We start from the raw sequence: 18,644 nt of genomic DNA, 5'->3' as shown, positions 1-18,644 counted from the left end.
ATCATTCTCCCTCCTTCACAGTATCTTTTACAGAAATATGGGCATTCCACATTTCCTTATAAAGCGGGCATGACACCAGAAGTTCCTCATGTGTGCCATGTGCTGTTACATTTCCATCATTTACAACAAAGATCTGGTCACTGTCCTTAACAGTAGAAAGTCTGTGTGCTATTACGATCAGGGTCTTCCCTGCTACCAGTTTTGCGATAGAATTCTGCAGAATTGCCTCATTTTCCGGATCTGTGTAGGCAGTTGCCTCATCAAGGATCACGATCGGAGCATCCTTTAACATTGCTCTTGCAATGGAGATACGCTGCCTCTCGCCACCTGACAGATGTCCTCCTGCACCTCCTACAACCGTATCAAATCCATTCTCCAACTGCATGATAAATTCATAGCATCCACTTTTCTTTGTCACCTCGATGATCTGTTCATCTGTAGCCTCCGGATTTCCCTGTCTGATATTTTCACGGACTGTTTCATTAAACAGATAATTGTCCTGTGCAACATATGCAATTTTCCGATTAAAATCTGCAAATGCCAGTTCTTTGACATCAACTCCACCGATTTTGATGCTTCCGGAATCCACATCCCACAGGGACGCAATCAGCTTTGCGATGGTCGACTTGCCGCTTCCGGAAGGTCCTACGATTGCATTTACCGTTCCTGCTTTTAGCTCCATAGTTACTCCGTGCAGGATTTCTTTGTCGTGATAACCAAATCTGACTTTTTCAAGCGTAACGGAATTATCTTTGGGAACTCTTTCACTTTTCTCTGGACGTTCAAGCTCCGGCTGTTCCAGAATTCCTGCCACTTCACCAACAATCACTCCGATCTTGCCAAGATCATCTGTATAGGAACCCACTGTGATCAACGGTCCAACGATTCCAAGTGATAAAATAATGCAGATGACAAAATCTGAAATTGCAAGTGTTCCATTGGCTACATAATGTGCCCCAAACGGCAATACCGTAAGAAGCGTATAAGGTGTGATCACCATCATCAGTGCATGAAAGATCGAGCACCGTTTCATCCAGGAAATAAAGGAATCTGCATAATCCATAGCCGTCTTTGTAAATTTGGCATAAGAACTTTCTGTCTTTCCAAATGCCTTGATTACTTCGATTCCATCAATATATTCCACTGCCGCATCGTTCAGATCTTTTGTTGTCTGAACCGTTCTCTCGAAACTTGGTTTATAATCCAGCATCATTCCAAAATAGGAAAGAAATCCCACTATAACCGGCACCAATGACCAGAGTGCCAGTCTCCAGTCTGTCAGAAAGAAATAAATCAGGATAATAACAGGTGCCAGCAAATTTGAGGTAAATTCAGGGACAATATGTGCCAGTGTTGTCTCGATACTGTCGATTCTTTCCACCATGATATTCTTAAATGTACCGGAGGGTGTGTCTTTCACATAACCAAGAGGTACCCGCGCCAGCTTGTCACAGCAGGCTTTTCTTATATTTGCAAGTACTGCAAACGTTGCTCTATGTGACAATGCTGTCGAAAGTGAATGAAGCAGTTCTGCAATGATAAACGACAATGCAATCAGAACCGCTTTTGCAAGATATATTTCAAACTCCTTTTCACCATTTAAAAACAGCTTTACTACATCTGCAATAATAAAATACGGCAAAATCTTAAAAATCACATTTCCTATTGCAAGTAACACACTCCACACATAGGCAATTCTTTTTTGTCCGGCCCACGTCAGGATCCAGCTGACTGCCGACTTCTTTTTTTCTTTCACATCTGTTCACTCCTTACGTTCGTTTTATTGTTTCGTTTTATTGTTTTACCTTCTGTTAGTTCGTACTAACCAACATATAATAAAATAGGTGGTTTACTGGCATCAACCACCTGATATTATTATCCTGTCTGAACTTTATTCAGAAATCCAGAACCTGCAACACACATAACCTATTCAGAATTCCTGCATCAATTATACTGGAAATTCAATATTCCACAATCGTTCCCAGCCACCTGTATTAAATTCTTTCAGTTGATGTACATTTTTCTTTGCAGTCTCCCTGTCTATATCATGCTCAATGATCTGAAATACTGATGAAAAAAATCCCGTATAGATCATATGCATAAGGCTTTCCTCTACAACCGGTATTTTTACACCGGCTTCCTTCATTTTTTCCATATATTTCAGGCTGGACTTCATTTCCCGCTCCACCATATTGTGTATGAATAATTCAAATTTTCCACTGTCTCCGCATTTCAACAATAATCTGAAATTATCATAATGATCATAGATATAATCAACCATCTGCTCCATCCCATCACTGGATGTATCCGACATATTCCTTGTCTGATCACTGGCAGAAAGCTTTTCAAACTCCTCAACGATCTGGTCATAAATCTGATAAATATGTTCCATATAAGGATCCGTCAGTGCATCAAAAAGTGCCTCTTTCGTCGGATAATATTTGTAAAATGCTCCAGTAGTAAGCCCTGCATCTTTTACAATATTTCTTAAAGATGCTCCTGTCAAACCATCTTTCAGAAAATGTTTTCTGGCTGTATCTAATATGTTTTTCTGTGTATCTTCTGCTTTCGTCGACATTCTTTTCGTATCCTCTAAACTTCTTTTCAAAATATAACAGTGCTATATAACACTGTTATATTTTAACTCATTACAGGAATTTGTCAAGTCTTGGTGTTTCAATTTTTTATTTTCCTCGTGTATTCAGTTTCCACTCCGCAGATGCTTTCTGCAGTTTTACAAGTCTGTTCTATTCAGACAGATTTTCTTTGCAGAAAAGTTCTATACAGTTCTCAACCATTGTCTGATCATAGTCTGTTGAAATACCTGAGCCAAGCCAGTATGCATAGTCTCCTTCATCATATTTTCCAAGTGCCTCCAAATCGCTGCCGTAGCGCAATTCAATATGATAGGTTGTATCATTTGTATCTGGTGCTATGCAGAAATAAGTAAATTCGCCTGAGTCTGCATCGTCACTTTTAAATTCGTATAACCCACGTACTTCTTCTATTCCAACATAATGATATGTATGGGAAAAGATTTCTTTTCCTTCTGAATCATATCCCTTGATCACTGAATCAGAACCATTAAATTCCAGCTTATTTACACCTTCTTTAAAAGAGCAGTCATAAACACCATCGCCATCTTTGTATGCTTCTACTGCTTCTTCTCCATAAATTGTTCCTGAAACCATGGATGCTAACTTATCATATGCTGCCTCCGCATTTTCCTCACCAACCAACTCTGTACAATCATCAATCCAGATCTGCTGATATTTTTCATCAAGAATTACCGGCCATAGTTCCTGATATGAACCCGTCAAATCAACCAAAAGTTGTTTTGCAGCATCCTGATTTTCATCTGCTTTCTGTTTCTTGTCCGTCGTATTTGTACTTTCTGTAACAGTTGCCGTACCTGTACTTTCTGCAAATGTAGCGTTACTACAAGCAACTAACATTGAAAATGACGTTGCAACTGTTAAAAATAATGTTAAAAGTTTTTTCTGCTTCATGAGATGCCTCCTTAAATTAAAAATCGTTGCAGTTAGATTCTTCTAACTACAACGCATATTTTATAGATTTCCATATAGAATCTCAATTACTAAACAGACTCTTTTTCTATCCATTCAGACTTTCCTGTGTCTTTTTCTTACGGTATTCCGTTGGTGTCATACCGTATTCTGTACGAAATGCAGATGTAAATTTGTTCGGATTCTGATAGCCAATTTGTAATGCTATCTCCCCGATCGTAAGTTTATTTTCTTTTAAAAGGCGTTCCGCCATCTGCAGCCTGTACTTTTTCATATAAGCGTACACAGAATTTCCGTATACACCCTTAAAGCATTTTTTCAAAACAGTTGGTGACATTTTAAAACGCACTGACAATTCTTCAATCGTATAATGCCCCCTATAGTGTCCCTTTAGAAACGCATGAACCTGCTTTATTGCATCAATCTGTACATCCGAAAAATATACATGCTCAGAATTATTTTTCTTTAAATCAAATCCAGTTAATACTAATAATAGTTCCAGAATTTTCACACGAATATAACCATATCTGATTTCTTCAGGAACTTTATACAATTCCAAAAAGATATGTTCTATTGACTTATTTGCCCGTATAATAGTAAAACTATGTGTTTTTGAAATGTTACTAATCTTTTCCAGATTTACAGACAATAATTGCAGTATCCTTTTCATTTCGTCTGTAATCATGGAAAAGTCAAGCGTAATGGTAATTCCATGATAACGCGATGTTGGAAACTCTGACACATGCCCAGTTTTTTTCAAAGAACAAAATGACAAGTCTCCTGCCGCTATATAACCATATTCATTTTGTTCAAACACGCATTCGCAACGGCCTTCCATGCAATAGTTTATTTCCATCACACTGGAAGCCGGCTTTTGCTCCTTGTTGCAATACTCCATATGCATATCATTATAAACCAGATCAATTCCTGGAAACACATGATACAATGTAATCATTCCTGTACCGCTCTCATTTTCCAAATGAAAACATTCACAGAATTCCGTATCCTGTACCTTTTTGCAAGCTGATGTACCATATAACTCAATACTGGCAAAAGAATCTGATGATTTTAATTCTATATTCTTATCAGGTTTGGACTTCAATATATTTTCAGCAAGCTCATAAGCATTTTTCATAACTATTTTCCTCTATACCACATCGCAAATGCCAATTCCGGTAATCGGTCAGTCTCAATAATTGTTTCGAGCATTCTGGAAAATCCCTCCGGATTTTGAATTTGATACTGCATATGGTTGAATCCCTCAAAAACCGGAAAGTTACCGTATATATAAGTCTGCATCACTGCATTTCTGTATTTAAAATGTTCTTCTATACTTCCAAATTCCCAGAATGTATGTTTCTGCAATTCTTCTGACAGTTCTGAAAATGGCTTATCTTCCAAACTGTCTGTCAGCTGTCTCCTCAGATTTCCATACGTCAAGTTCTTTCCTGCCTCTATAAAGTAAGGTTTAATTTTATCATCGTCACACCACATGATTCTCTTTAGTGTTTTTCCTTTTGACCAATATAAACTTTTCATTGCTATATATAAGAACGGAACCATGATTCTGCGTGTTGCCTTTCCAATCTGTGCAAACTGCCCGCCATCAAAAAAAACATGCTTTACCGGTATTTTTATCTCTGTCAGGAATGCCATGGCGAGATCTGCTCCAATCGAAGATGCAACTATAAGTTCTATTTCTTTGATTCCATGGTTCCCCAAAAATCGTACAATCTGTTGTATCTCATCTCTTTTGCTTTGATACCTCTGTCCGGAGCAATACACAGTCGATGTTGGCATAATGCAATAATATTTTTCTGCCATTTTCTCTGCAACCGGCATACTGCTTTCCCCAGTTACTCCCATTGCATGGAAAAACAGAATGACTGAATTTGATTTATTTCCTGTTGTTTTAAATACCACACTTCCACCTTCTGTCTATTTTTTATCTATCTACTCTCTTCCATTTTGCAACAGCATTTCTTACCCGCCAGTCAATATCCAGACGTGCTCTGCGACATTCTTTCGGATGTTTTCTTGCTGCCTGAAATGCCAGTTTCACAAAGAGTCCGGATCCAACCGGGAGCATTGTCTTTAGCATGCTCTCCGGAAAAACGAAATGGGTTCCATGCTCATAAATGACATAATCCAATCTGCATGTGTGTGAATGTTCTTTCATACGCTGCTTCATACGGCGGATATATTTTGCAGTATCCCACAACACATCATCTTCAGCACCAATTAACAATACTGTTCCATGGATTTTTTCAATCTTGATCATCTCGTCTTCTGTGATTGGGTGAGCCTTTTCAGAATCATCAAATAGTTTTCTTGAATTGATCATATCACCGGTCCGTTTTGTTTCTTTCTCAATCACATGCCAGTAATCCGGATGTTTGTAACAAAACGGCATGTATGGAAGTGGTTCTTCTTTATACGAAAAAAGAGATTCTCCCTCCATTGGCCATTCCTTACAACCATCTCTTTTACCCTGCATAAATCCCTGCCAGATAAAGTCACTCGGTGTCAGACCTATCGTCAATGTGATATCCTTAAAATAAGAAGCGGCAGTCAATGCAAGTGTTCCTGTAGTAGATGCCCCGACAATTCCTATCTTCTGATTACCATGTATTTTTAACCAACTGATTGCTTTCTCTATACGTTCCAGCGGATAATTATGATGTCCATAATCCTTTTTTGCCGGCGACATCGTCATCACGTTCACACCGAGTTTATGTAACCATTTCACGGATGTACGCGCCAGATAATCCTCCGGATCATCCCCGATCATCGCAATCATTGCACAGTCTGAGCCTGTTTTACATTTCCAGTATGCACCATAAAATCCATCTGATTCCACATCAAAATGCCTTTTCTTCATCTGTATCATCTCCTCCCTTAATATCAGCTATGTTTCTCCAAAACTATTATTTTATTTGAGATATTCCGAACAGCCGGAATCTTACCTATTACATAATAAACAGGCATAAGCTCTTTCATTCCTTCAACAAGACTGACTTCCTGCCGAACAGAAAATGCCGGTATGATTCTTTGCAGCTCCTTTCTGTTCTTAACTCCCCATGTGAATTTTGCATTGCTTCCCTCTATGGATTTCTCTTTCATATGCTTTACAACAAAGGGTGACATGGTTTCGACCATTACTGTAACTTTCTGAAATGATTTATCAATAATAGAAAACATCTTCCTGATATCTTTCTCATACAAATACATTGTAAGTCCTTCGATTATTACCAGAATATTCTTACCGTGATAATCGATATCATCTATGTAGGAATCATCCATTGCAGACTTTGCAATCTGATACACCGGATCAGTTTCGGTAAGGAACTGGCTCCTTATTTTCATTGTTTCCGGAAGGTCTACATTATACCAGCGCAGATATTTTCCCTTCATCCGGTAGCATCTGGTATCCAGTCCGCATGCAATATTTACGACAACTGTATTTTCATGCTTCTCCAAATATTTTCTGACCATCCGGTCTAATACAATTGTTCTCGCAATCACACCATAAGTCATAGCGTTATCTTTATCTGCTTTGGAAAAGTCATAATCAAGCTTTTTCACAAGTTCTACTGCAATTTCGTCATTTATTTTAGCATTTTTCTTTCTTGTTTCTTTTGCTCTTGCATACAAGGTCTGTACCATCGTTTCCGGCACACCTGTCACATTCACTTTTTCTTTCATTGTCTGTCGCCTTCCACTGCTTTTTTTACTTCTTTCACCCATTCTGCACTATGGCAGCAAAACAGTTCTTCATGCTGCATGTTATGTCTTCGGATATCCGGATTTTTGAAATAAGTACAATATCTCTTTTCGTATTTTTTTCCCATTTTTGTTGCGTAAAACACGTGGATTGTTGTTCCCGGCACATCAATTCCATGCTGGACTTTTGTAACCAGATCCGAATAGAACTGATTATAAATACTCTGTTTTGTAATCCACGGACTTCCTCCTTTACCGATTCCAAACATATTTAAAAATCCATTATATAATTCTTTCTTAGCCCCGTCTGTCTTGTTAAGCTTTTTCTGCATAAATTTCGGAAGAGCACCTGTATGTATCATTTTATACATGAAAGGCACTACCATAGATGCCTGAATTTTTGCCACAAGATTACCTGCTTCATCCATATCACTGCTCCCAATGATGCCATAATCTATATGGATTCTTTTCCGCTGAATCAGAAGGGATACAAAACTTCCTCCAAGGGAACATCCATACGCTGCTTTAATTCTCCCACCATACTTTGTTCTGATTTCCTGCTCAATTTTTTCACATTCATCTTCCATCGAATAAAATTCTGTTTTCTCGTTTGAATCAAATCCATCATAAGAAACTGCTACCGTATAAAAATAAGAATGTAACCCATCCAGTACATGATCAAAGCTACTATACTGGCAACAGGTACCGGGAAATAAAAATATCACAGGTTTACGATTGTCTCCACTTTCATAAAATTTCATAGCTAGTCTCCTTCAGACTTTTCTGACAACACAATGCATCCTCATACCTTTGCGGATTTCAAATTTTTCTACTTTTAATCCTACTTTTCTGCAGCATTTCATGACCACATCTCTTGTTGGAACCCGAACATCTCCATGTCCGCATATATTTGCCAGAGGCATTTCCAATGTATTCATCAGCCATACCAATACTTTATTGTCACTGGTCACATCCCGCAGGATCAATCTTCCATTTGGACGAAGACATCTTTTTACACTGTCAAAAAATGCCTGTGGATCCGGATAATGATGAAAACTCATAGAACAAATAATTGCATCAAATGAATCATTTTCAAAAGGAAAGTTCTCACAGTCTCCTACAACAAACGTTGCATTTGAAATGTTTTTCTTTTTTGCCTGTTCAATCATGGCCGGAGTCAAATCCAGACCTGTATAATGTCGGTCTGGATATTTTTTTGATAATAAAGAAATCATCGGAGCAGGTCCGCAGCCGGCATCCAATAAATCTCTAAATGGCTCCTTCTCTAATTCTTCCAGAATATCCGGATAATCTTTCTTACACATTTCGTAAATACCAGCATGGTTACTTTCATATCTTCCTGCTACTTTTGTAAATTCAGCAATTGACAGTTTTTTGTATTCTTCGTTTTTCATGTTGTTTTCCTCCAATCACATCTGCACCATAAATCAATATTTCATAGAAATCCGTCCTTTTTTACATTGTCTAGTAAATTAACATCATACATGTTAGTCTTGTCTAACCTCGATTTTCTAAAAAACCGTGTGAAAACAAAACTGTAATTCCACACGGTTTCTTTTCTTCTGTATTCAGTATATCACTTTTACCTGGTTTATCAACCAGATTTTTTCATTATGCCTGCTCTTCCTTTCATTCTCATAATATTCGTATCCGCTGATCAAAAACTCAATCATCTTTTTTGTCATCTGAATCAGCATTTCCATTCCTGCCAAGAACACGGTCAAACTCATCAAGAACATCTGTCATCAAGCCCTCGTCAAGCCGCCTTCTACACTCTGCAATCAACACCGCTGGAATTCCATAAAATGCTTCTGCTATACTTCCGGTAATTGCTCCTAATGTGTCAGTATCTCCGCCAAGCGATACAGCATTCCGTATGGCATCCTCAAAATCTCTGGCTTCCAGAAAGGCAATGATTGCTTCCGGCACAGTTTTCTGACATGTCTCATCCATATGATACCCCAGCCTGATTTTATCTAAACTTCTATCCAGATCATAACGAAATTCTTTTTCAATATACTCTTTAATTTCTTCTTTTGAAGAACCATTTCTGGCCATGTATATTGCACTGGCTGTTGCTTCTGCACCCTTAATTCCTTCTGGATGATTATGTGTCACATTCGCAGTCGCTCTTGCCACCTCTCTGGTTTTTTCAATGGAATTATAAAGCCATCCTGCTGCTGATACTCTCATGGCGGAACCATTACCATAACTTCCGTATGGCTTAGGATTTCTTTCACTAAGCCAGCACCTGAATCTTCCACCATAACCAGCATGTGGATACCTTCTTCCCCAATCCTGCATGTTAGCTGCTACCGCCACTTCGATTTCCTTTCCTGTAGCTTCCGTTCCAACTGCCAACAATGCTTCTCCTATTGCTATTGTCATAACAGAATCATCGGTAAATCTACAGCCTTTGCTAAACAAATCAAATTCCTTTGTTTTATCTCCTCTGTCAAACTCAAATGGACTTCCTATAATATCTCCCAAAATTGCTCCGTACATATATGCCTCCAATCCCCGAATCACTCCGGTAACTCTCTTTCTTTGTTACAATATGATTATAAGCAACAGATGTCTTTATATGGTCGCTGTCCCGGCGACAGTTTTAAGAACAAAAACAGACGCCGATATTATTATCGGCACCTTCCTTTCCATGTCATGTATGATCATGCCCCTGACTCATTTCCCATAACACACACCTTTTTACTGAAAAATCTTCTCCTTAAAAGACTGTTCTTCTTGCTGCATATAAATTATAAAATCTTTATAATTATCTGCTTCTTGCGGAATATTAAGTCCACATTTTGTTACCTTAATATCCTCTCTTGGATAAATCTTACCTTCATAAGTCACGCCTCTATTCAACCTAAAGTGCTGACTATCTGCACCCTTGGCTTCTGGATAAAGATAAAATCCCTGTTTGGCATCGAATCGGAACATGTATGCCAGAACCTGCAAATAATCCTTACCACTTATATTGTTCAATGGTTTATACTTTGCATCCGCAATAATACGGTTCTCTCTGTCTTTCCCTATGAAATCAGGATAAATCGTACCATGATTTCCGGCAAAAAGATGTTGAGTCCCATCTCCAGTCTTATTCTTAGGATGATAAAACGCATCCCCAATCAATGTATTAACATACTCTTCCCATAACCATGCACCATCAAATAAAATTCCATATACATTTCGTGTCCCTGTTCCATACTGATGCTGCTCATTTCTGAGAATCAAAATACACAGTTGCTGAAGCAAGCGATACTCATGATAATATGCATGTCTAACCACATTTTTTATATTGTTATCAATGATTTTTCTTCTGTCTTTCGCTCTATACTCCGGTGTTGCCTGAATGATCTGATTCACTTCATCTTTTATAGTATCAAGAAGCATTCTTCCACAATTCTTCCCTTTAATATATTCAATTGTGTGACGCACCAATTCAATCAGGTAATTGTCATACGAATACTCTCTCTTGGAATATGCGATATTTCCAATAAATGGGGTATTATTCTTAATATGTCTTGCAACATCAATGGATCCTCTGACATTTCCATCGTTATACTTCTTGCAGATATAAGTCTTAAATAGTCCTTTTCTCATTGCATTCCGTAAATACCTTGGAAACAGAAAAAGAAGCAGGCTAAATAACCTTTCATCCTGATTAGCACTTGTCTCAAGATTTATAAAATTAGGAAATTCAAGAATTTTTTCAAGCAAATACTGAAAGAAATAATCTCTTTCACCTCGACTGAACCGCGATTCAATGACAAGTCTCTGATTTTCTACTCCTAAAAATCCCATTACATTTCCAGAAACATACATATCATTATAACTTTGTAATATCATCTGATCATTTGTTAAATCTTCTGATTCTCTGACTGAAGATGGAAATACAAATACCCCTTCTTTTTCCAACTCAGCTAAGGTTTTATCAGCAATACAATCTACTACATCTTTTATCTCGCTAAAATAACTCTTTGATTTGTATTGATTATCTTTAATTAATAGCTGCTTCATCAGAATCACCTTCGCCAGATGCTGTATAACCATATGCTTTTGCAAATCGTCTCATACATTCTTCTTCATCATTGAGTCCACGTACATAATCCTGCAATAAGGGTTGCAAATAATCTGTCCACAGATCATCAAATCCCAATACTTTAAGCTTTAAGAAATACGAGGCACCTATCTGATAATTTTCATTCAAATCCGCCACACGGATGATTTCTGCATTAAGCTTATCCATTCTTGCAATAGCTTCTGTTTTAAGCTCTTCATCCTCTAATGATTCTAACATATCCTGCGTGTCTTCTGCACGAACCTCAACAAATCGAAACCTTCTACGCATGGCAAAATCAAAGCTGTCAACAGACCTGTCAATATCATTCATGGTTCCAATGATATAGACATTCTCCGGTATATAAAATTTCTCATTTGGATCCGTATGCATATTAGAATACTGGGTGGCTACCTCTCCTGATTTTCCCCTGTATCCGGGATCTATTGAGAAAAATAGTTCGCCTAATATTTTTGAAATCTCTCCGCGATTAATCTCATCAATGATAAAAATATATTTTTTCTGTGTTTCCGGAACTGCCACCAATTTCTGCTTTTCAGTCTTTCGCGCTTTAATAGCCTTATAAATTGCGAAATCATAAGAATATCCCTGTGTGGCAAACTGCTTTCCAAAGAAATTTGTAATATCACTGATTTTTTCAAATGTAACATCTGATTCAAGCATCTTCTGTAATTCTTCTATATTAAGACTAAGCTTGTCAATAGTAGCATTTCCGGGAATTGATATATCAATATGTCTGTCATCCACATTCACAATTGTAAATTTATTTCCCTTAATCGTAGTAAATGTTTCTTCACCCAAATCAATACTTCCAAAAAAATCAGTCATTGCAGTCTTAGCGGAAATTTCCTGTTCTACTAATTCTTTTGATTTTTTTGAATCCTCAAAATTCTTCCTTGCTCTATCTACAAACTTCTTAAATATTCCATCCTGTAACTCAAATCCCATAGAGCCATCCTCATTCATTCTTGGACGAAGTCCCTCTACAAAATCTGAATAATCATAACTTGGGTGGAACTGAACAAATTCGACCTGCTTCTTCTGCTCATCTGAAAGATCTGTATATTTGTCAGTGTACCCATCACTGATAATATCCGCAGCAATTTCCTTTGCCAGATATGATTTTCCAGTTCCCGGTGCACCTCTGAAAATAATATTTTTAGATTCCAGCAATATTTTTGAATATGGATTTTTACAGCCTTTCGCAGTTTTCTGCTCTTCCGCCACAACACTGGCATCTGTTACAGCCTGGTTTCTTTCCTGTTCTGTTTTGTCACGATATACAAGAATAAATTTATCGCCTTCTCTTCCAAATCTCCTTAAGCATTCCTGCACAAACAACAATGTTGAAAATAAATTCCAGGCATAAATTACATACTGTGGACCATTTTCTCTTCTGTATGTCAAATGCTCCATTGAATTCTTATATTTCAGAAACTCTTCTACTGTTTTAAATATGCCACATATTGTCTCTGCTTCAGGTGTGTATTTACAGACAGGGAAACTTGCTTTGTCTAGATCTGAAAGATTATTTATCTGACTTTCAAATATTTGAAATGTCAGTCGGGGCAAGGTTTGATTCGTATTTCTCCGTTCACCCTTGTTATATTTTCTTCGTTTTGTTTCTCCGGATGCATTTACAAAATATGTATCAATTGGTCTGTAATTATCACCAAAAGACAAATTATTCATTGTAAATCTTTCATCTGTAGATGATACTTCTTTCGCAGTAATTGTCAGTTCATATTTTTCCTGCTTAGATTCAATGTTATAACCTCTTGTCTCAAAATAATTCTTTGCTTCTACCGCATTAAATCCATCTGTTATAATATTAACTCCATTTGCAAGATGATTTGCTACTGCAATAACATATTTGGGTGGATATTGCTTCCCTTCTTCCGTTACAAGAACGTACCGGGAGCTTTTATTTTTTTCAGGTACACCATTCTCTTCAATATATTTTATCGCTGCTGTGATATCTTCTTCATTAATCTTTGGTATTGCCATGCTTCAATTCCTCCCCTTATTCTCTTTCTGCACTATTATAAAACAAGCTGATATCAATCTGATACCAGCTAATGTTTTACCTGCATCCTTTAAGGATACATCATTATTATAGCAATTCTCTAAAATAATGCATCTTAATCCAGCCCATCAGAATGTGAAATCTTGCGTAAAGCATTTTTCAAACACGTTCTAATCTCTTGGTGTTAATCCTACATACATATCTTTGTACTGTTTTGCACTCTTTTCCCAGGAAACATCTTTATTCATATCACGGATCACCATATCATCCCAGGATTTTCTATTCTCGAAATAGAGCGTCTTTGCTCTGTTGATCGCATCGTAAAGCAGCCCGCTTTCATATCTGTCAAATGTAAAACCGTTTCCTGTATTTTCAAACATATTATAAGGCTGAACCGTATCTTTGAGTCCTCCGGTCTCTCTTACAATCGGAACTGCACCATATCTCATGGCTATAAGCTGTGTAAGTCCACATGGTTCAAATCTTGATGGAACCAGAAGTGCATCACATCCTGCATAAATATTGTGAGCCACATTTTCATTGTAAGCAATATATGCACAGAAATTGCCTTTATATTTGTTTTCATAATAACGGAATGTATTTTCATACTGAGAATCACCAGTACCAAGAACAACCACCTGCGTATGTTCATCCATAATTCCCGGGATTACGTCATTTACAAGATCAAGACCTTTCTGATTGGTGAGACGTGAAATAAGTCCGATTACCATCTTATGCTCATCTACATCCAGCCCCAGAGATTCCTGAAGAGCTTTTTTATTAATCTTTTTATTCTTTATCGCTGACTTCTCATCATAATCAGCAGCTAACAACTTATCAGTTGCAGGATTCCAGATATCCGTATCAATACCATTCACAATTCCCAAAATCTTATTGTTGTGATATCTTAAATGCTCTGCAAGTCCCTCTCCATATTCCTCTGTCTGAATCTCCCAGGCATAGGTGTTACTTACAGTTGTAACTTTATTGCTGTAAGCGATGCCACCCTTTAACATATTGGCATCCAGCCAGTTCTGGATCATGCAGTCCTTATTAAATACATAATCAGGAAGTCCTGACCAGTATTGAATCTTTTTTCTGTCATAAATACCCTGGAACTTCAGATTATGTATTGTGAGTACTGAAATTGCACGTCCTACATCTGTATCCTGAAAACAGGTTCTCAGATAAAGTGGTACTAAAGCTGCCTGCCAGTCATGACAATGTACTACATCAGGAGTCCAGTTCAGATAATTAAGGGCAGCAAGGGCAGCTTTTGCAAAATAACAGAATTTCGGAATGTCATCTATGAGATTCGTATATGGATTTCCCCAGGAGAAGAACTCATCATTATCTATAAAATCATAGACAACCCCATCCTCCTGATATTCCATAATTCCCACATAATACTGCTTTCCATCAGAGCAGAGATTCATATCAAAGGAACCCCTGTATTCCATCTTTTCCTGAAATTTCTGAGGAATACATTTGTATCTTGGAATAATGACCTTAACATCAATGTTTAATTTTGCCAGACTCTTTGGCAGGGCAGACATTACATCTCCCAATCCGCCGGTCTTAACAAATGGATAACATTCTGATCCAATGAAGGCTACACTTCTTCGCGGTCCCAGATCAGGCTGTCTCGTTGGAATGTTCTGTTCATTCTGTTCAACAGATGGCTCCTGAATAATTACGGCTTGCTTAACAGAAACATTCTCTACTGTTGGAGCAACAGTCTTAACAGCTTTTTGAGGGCTGTTTTTTGCACTGCTTTTTACACTGCTTTTTACGCTGTTTCTTGCATTGCTCTTTGTATTACTCTTTGCATTACCTTTGGTACTGCTTGTTTGAACTGTTTTTTTTCTCATATCATTGATCTCCCTTTTGCATTTTACAAAGTCCGAAATCTATTACGTCTTAACTAAAATGTCCTCCGGTAAGTTCCTGATAAACATTCATTTTGCAGATATTTATCATTTCCTGTTAATCTCAATTATAACACAAAATGCGCAAAGTAACTATTATTATCTGAAATGCTTCCATCACTTAACTCTTACCTGAATGATACAAGCTGGTTTATTCCTTTTCATTATATCTGCCTCTTTTATTTTACAGATACACTACATGGAAAAAGGGATCTTCCACTCAGTCAATTTGAATAAAAAACATAATCTGTTTTTATTTCACGCATTCCATAATTATCATCTCACATCTGTCATATCCAAGCTGTGAGCTGTTCAGGCACAGTGTGTAATTGCTGGCTTTTCCCCAGTTCTGATCTGTGTAAAAGTTATAATTTGTTCTTCGCCTTTTATCTGTGTCTGCCATCATTTTCACAGCTTCCTTCTCTTCTACATTGTATAAACCAGTGATACGCTTTATTTTTTCCGGCATGTCCCCATGAATAAATACATTCAGCACATCATCCCGGTCTTTCAGTATATAGTCTGCATTTCTTCCAATGATCACACAAGGCTCCTTCTCAGCCAATCCTAAAATAATATTTGTCTGTGCCTCATACACCATGTCCTCCACAGATTTTCCTGTGATATCACGACCGGAAAATGCATATGCGAACAAACCTTTTTTCGGAGATAATTCCGCATTTTCCTGAATATATTCCGGTGATAAGCCGGACTTTTCTGCAATCTGACCAATGATATTTTTATCATAATAGGCAATTCCGAGTTTCTTTGCCACTTCTTCTCCGATAAAACGTCCACCGCTTCCAAATTCCCTGCTGATCGTAATAATTCTTTTTGCCATCTCTGATTCCTCCTAGTTTAAAACATCAACCCTATTTTTTCTGATTTTCTTTAAAAATACATATCCCACAAAACATGAAATTATTTCAGTAATTGGAAATGCCCACCAGATCAACGAAACTCCCATCTGACCATTTCTGACAAACAGAGAAAAGATTCCCGCCAATGGCAGGATAATAATCAGCTGTCTCAAAAGTGAAATCACCAGTGATTCCAGGCCACCATCCAATGCCTGGTAAATTCCCTGATAAGCAACATTAATTCCGGCAAACAAGAAACTCACTGAAATCACTCTCATCGTGGCAATAAAATATTCTCTTGACTGTCCTGCATTAAACAGCATTGCAAACGCTCCGGGGAAAATCTCCGTAATTGCAATTCCCAGAATCATTAATGCAATAGTATAAATAAGTCCATATTTGATAGCATCCTGAATTCTCTTTTTACTTCTCATTCCATAAGCAAATGCAATGATCGGAGTGATCGCATCTCGCAGACCAAAAGCAAGGAAGAGAACAAACTGCTGGACTTTATAGAACAATCCATAGGCTGTCTGTGCTGATGGATTGAACTTCAGGATCAGATTCATCACATAAACCATAATAGACATCAGAGCCTGCGCAATAATTGCCGGAAGTCCGATTGCATAGATTTCTTTTATAACACCAGCATTCGGTTTCATGTATTTCGGTCCATGCCCGAATTCCCTGTTCAGTTTCATATGAAAAATAAGCAGCAATACAGCAGAAGCAACCTGACCAATTACAGTTGCGTAAGCTGCACCTTTCACTCCCATTTCAGGGCAAGGTCCAATACCGTAGATCATGATCGGATCGAGAATGATATTTACAACGGCACCAACCACCTGTCCGATTGTAGAATAAAGAGAACGACCTGTTGCCTGTAATAGCTTTTCAAATAAAGAAAAGAAAATAATACCAAAAGAAATCACACAGCATATCCGCAGATAACTGACTCCCATTTCAAGTACTTCTGCATCAACTGTCTGTGATGAAATATATGCTTTCACTCCAAAAATACCAAACAGTAAGCAGACCACGTAAATGATCACACCCAGGAACAGACTGTTTCCTGCTACCTTTGCAGCCTTTTCCCTGTTTCCCTGTCCAAGTGTCCTTGCAAGAAGTGCATTGGTTCCTACACCTGTTCCGATTCCTGCCGCTACCATAAGCATCTGAACCGGAAATACCAGAGTGAGGGCATTTAATGCAGCTTCACTGCCTACTCTCATATTTCCTACAAACGCACTGTCTACAATGTTATAGACCGCCTGCAATGCCATGGATAAGATCATAGGGATTCCCATCTGGATCATCAGCTTATTCACCGGCATATCCTTCATTTTGTTGCTTTCTGCCATTTTACTTTAACTCCTCTCTTTTCTGCACAAAAAAAGTGCGCACCCTGTCACATAAGCTGGACTTACGCTGACAGGCTACACACTTTTTTCATAGCAAATATTCTATTTAACAAAAGAAAAACGAGTAGCATGAAACTGGATTTACGCTCATCTGCTACTCGTTCGTTATCATTATATTTCCTGTTTTTTTAAAAGTCAAACAAAATATTTTTACGATTTACATTTTACAATGCACATCAATCTATTTTATTTTGATCGATGTAATCAATAATCGTTTTACAGATTTCCTGTTTTGGCTTTTCAAGTGCAACTCCCAGTTCCATATATAACAGATTTTCTGCTATCTGGAAATACCTTGCATCTGTAGCAGTACACTTTTTCCCTTGTGCAAGTCTTTTCTGCTTCCGCTGATAAATCATTTTTATAATAGCAACTAATGCCTCAGGGTTATTTGCTCTTACTGCTTCTTTATAATTTTGTTCCCTCATTTTTTCATTGTTTGTCCATGCTGTCGGGATATCCGGAATTCGTTTGATCAGATTCCAGGCTTCTTCTTTTGTCAGACATAATCTCAGTCTTGAATCTGAGTTTGAAACAGGAACATATATTTTTTCCTTTTCATCTTCTACTGGTTTCATCAGATAATATAACTTATCGTTTTTTTCATCCTGCGGATTCAAATATAAAATATTTTCTATTTTACAGATACCTGTAACTGGTTTGCTGACAAAGTCTCCAATTTCATATTTCACAAAATCCACTCCTTGCTGACTGGCATTCTTATTCCGTAAAAGTATAACGTACAAAAGAACCCTGATTGTCTCCTGTTACTATTACAACATCTCCACTCTCATTGCGTGTGGATTCCAGAATCGGAAATCTTCCATTTTCTTTTACATAGGCTTCCGGGCTGGCTGCTTCTGCCTCGATCAAAGTTTTTTTACTGTATTGTTCTCCTCCACACGGATTTATATCCTCAATAAAGATTTCATACTCATGCATATGCAGTTCCTCCTGAAATTCATTTTATAAAAACAAGCAGCATAACTGTTGTTTTCCGACTCATTACGCTACTCGCCCTTATTTTTATTATAAAGCCATTTTACTTTGATGT

The 18,644-nt window shown here is 37.6% G+C and carries 17 protein-coding genes; all 17 read right to left on the bottom strand.

Annotated elements, in window-relative coordinates:
- Nucleotide 1 precedes the first annotated feature (1 nt).
- The 17 genes from AC075L_RS18330 to AC075L_RS18250 all read right to left on the bottom strand — a co-directional run bounded on the left by AC075L_RS18330 (nt 2) and on the right by AC075L_RS18250 (nt 18,532).
- Nucleotides 2–1,756, bottom strand: a complete 1,755-nt coding sequence (locus AC075L_RS18330; protein ID WP_118409047.1) for an ABC transporter ATP-binding protein — start codon at nt 1,754–1,756, stop codon at nt 2–4.
- 192 nt (nt 1,757–1,948) lie between these two features.
- Nucleotides 1,949–2,578, bottom strand: coding sequence for a TetR/AcrR family transcriptional regulator (locus AC075L_RS18325; protein WP_025579141.1), 630 nt, complete (start codon nt 2,576–2,578; stop codon nt 1,949–1,951).
- A gap of 169 nt (nt 2,579–2,747) precedes the next feature.
- A complete protein-coding gene (locus AC075L_RS18320; protein ID WP_025579139.1) occupies nt 2,748–3,509 on the bottom strand; it encodes a hypothetical protein in 762 nt (253 codons plus the stop codon).
- Nucleotides 3,510–3,615: 106 nt separating this feature from the next.
- Entirely contained in the window at nt 3,616–4,662 is a 1,047-nt protein-coding gene (locus AC075L_RS18315; RefSeq protein ID WP_025579137.1) for a helix-turn-helix domain-containing protein, read from the bottom strand.
- Between the two features lie 2 nt (nt 4,663–4,664).
- Nucleotides 4,665–5,450 (bottom strand): hypothetical protein, encoded by a 786-nt coding sequence (locus AC075L_RS18310; protein ID WP_044996489.1) that lies wholly within the window; start codon nt 5,448–5,450, stop codon nt 4,665–4,667.
- Between the two features lie 22 nt (nt 5,451–5,472).
- Nucleotides 5,473–6,408 carry an acyl-CoA thioester hydrolase/BAAT C-terminal domain-containing protein gene (locus tag AC075L_RS18305; RefSeq protein ID WP_025579134.1) on the bottom strand — a complete coding sequence of 312 codons (936 nt, stop codon included), beginning with the start codon at nt 6,406–6,408 and terminating at the stop codon, nt 5,473–5,475.
- A gap of 23 nt (nt 6,409–6,431) precedes the next feature.
- Nucleotides 6,432–7,232 carry a class I SAM-dependent methyltransferase gene (locus AC075L_RS18300; RefSeq protein ID WP_025579133.1) on the bottom strand — a complete coding sequence of 267 codons (801 nt, stop codon included), beginning with the start codon at nt 7,230–7,232 and terminating at the stop codon, nt 6,432–6,434.
- Nucleotides 7,229–8,011, bottom strand: coding sequence for an alpha/beta fold hydrolase (locus AC075L_RS18295; RefSeq protein ID WP_476387994.1), 783 nt, complete (start codon nt 8,009–8,011; stop codon nt 7,229–7,231). The genes AC075L_RS18300 and AC075L_RS18295 overlap by 4 nt, the downstream gene beginning before the upstream one ends.
- Nucleotides 8,012–8,023: 12 nt before the next feature.
- Complete coding sequence (locus tag AC075L_RS18290) at nt 8,024–8,665, bottom strand: class I SAM-dependent methyltransferase (RefSeq protein WP_118409050.1); 642 nt, start codon at nt 8,663–8,665, stop codon at nt 8,024–8,026.
- A 271-nt stretch (nt 8,666–8,936) separates the two neighbouring features.
- Entirely contained in the window at nt 8,937–9,776 is an 840-nt protein-coding gene (locus tag AC075L_RS18285) for an ADP-ribosylglycohydrolase family protein (protein WP_118409051.1), read from the bottom strand.
- Between the two features lie 201 nt (nt 9,777–9,977).
- On the bottom strand, nt 9,978–11,294 hold the full coding sequence (locus tag AC075L_RS18280; RefSeq protein ID WP_118409052.1) for a 5-methylcytosine restriction system specificity protein McrC: 1,317 nt from the start codon (nt 11,292–11,294) through the stop codon (nt 9,978–9,980).
- Nucleotides 11,275–13,362, bottom strand: coding sequence for an AAA family ATPase (locus AC075L_RS18275; protein WP_118409053.1), 2,088 nt, complete (start codon nt 13,360–13,362; stop codon nt 11,275–11,277). Before AC075L_RS18275 ends, AC075L_RS18280 begins: the two co-directional genes overlap by 20 nt.
- Before the next feature lie 189 nt (nt 13,363–13,551).
- Complete coding sequence (locus AC075L_RS18270; protein ID WP_055199595.1) at nt 13,552–15,252, bottom strand: glycogen synthase; 1,701 nt, start codon at nt 15,250–15,252, stop codon at nt 13,552–13,554.
- A gap of 310 nt (nt 15,253–15,562) precedes the next feature.
- Nucleotides 15,563–16,150 carry a cytidylate kinase-like family protein gene (locus AC075L_RS18265; protein WP_055199594.1) on the bottom strand — a complete coding sequence of 196 codons (588 nt, stop codon included), beginning with the start codon at nt 16,148–16,150 and terminating at the stop codon, nt 15,563–15,565.
- A 12-nt stretch (nt 16,151–16,162) separates the two neighbouring features.
- Complete coding sequence (locus AC075L_RS18260) at nt 16,163–17,530, bottom strand: MATE family efflux transporter (RefSeq protein ID WP_055199593.1); 1,368 nt, start codon at nt 17,528–17,530, stop codon at nt 16,163–16,165.
- A 236-nt stretch (nt 17,531–17,766) separates the two neighbouring features.
- Nucleotides 17,767–18,282 (bottom strand): CarD family transcriptional regulator, encoded by a 516-nt coding sequence (locus tag AC075L_RS18255; protein WP_008706687.1) that lies wholly within the window; start codon nt 18,280–18,282, stop codon nt 17,767–17,769.
- Nucleotides 18,283–18,310: 28 nt separating this feature from the next.
- The gene (locus AC075L_RS18250) at nt 18,311–18,532 is read right to left on the bottom strand and encodes a hypothetical protein (RefSeq protein WP_025579122.1); all 222 of its coding nucleotides are present in this window, start codon (nt 18,530–18,532) and stop codon (nt 18,311–18,313) included.
- Between the last annotated feature and the right edge of the window lie 112 nt (nt 18,533–18,644).

The organism is Blautia sp. ZXY-1-B12 (assembly GCF_056339915.1).
The sequence above is the reverse complement of the archived record's forward strand: the minus strand, read 5'-3'. Positions and strand labels throughout refer to the sequence as shown.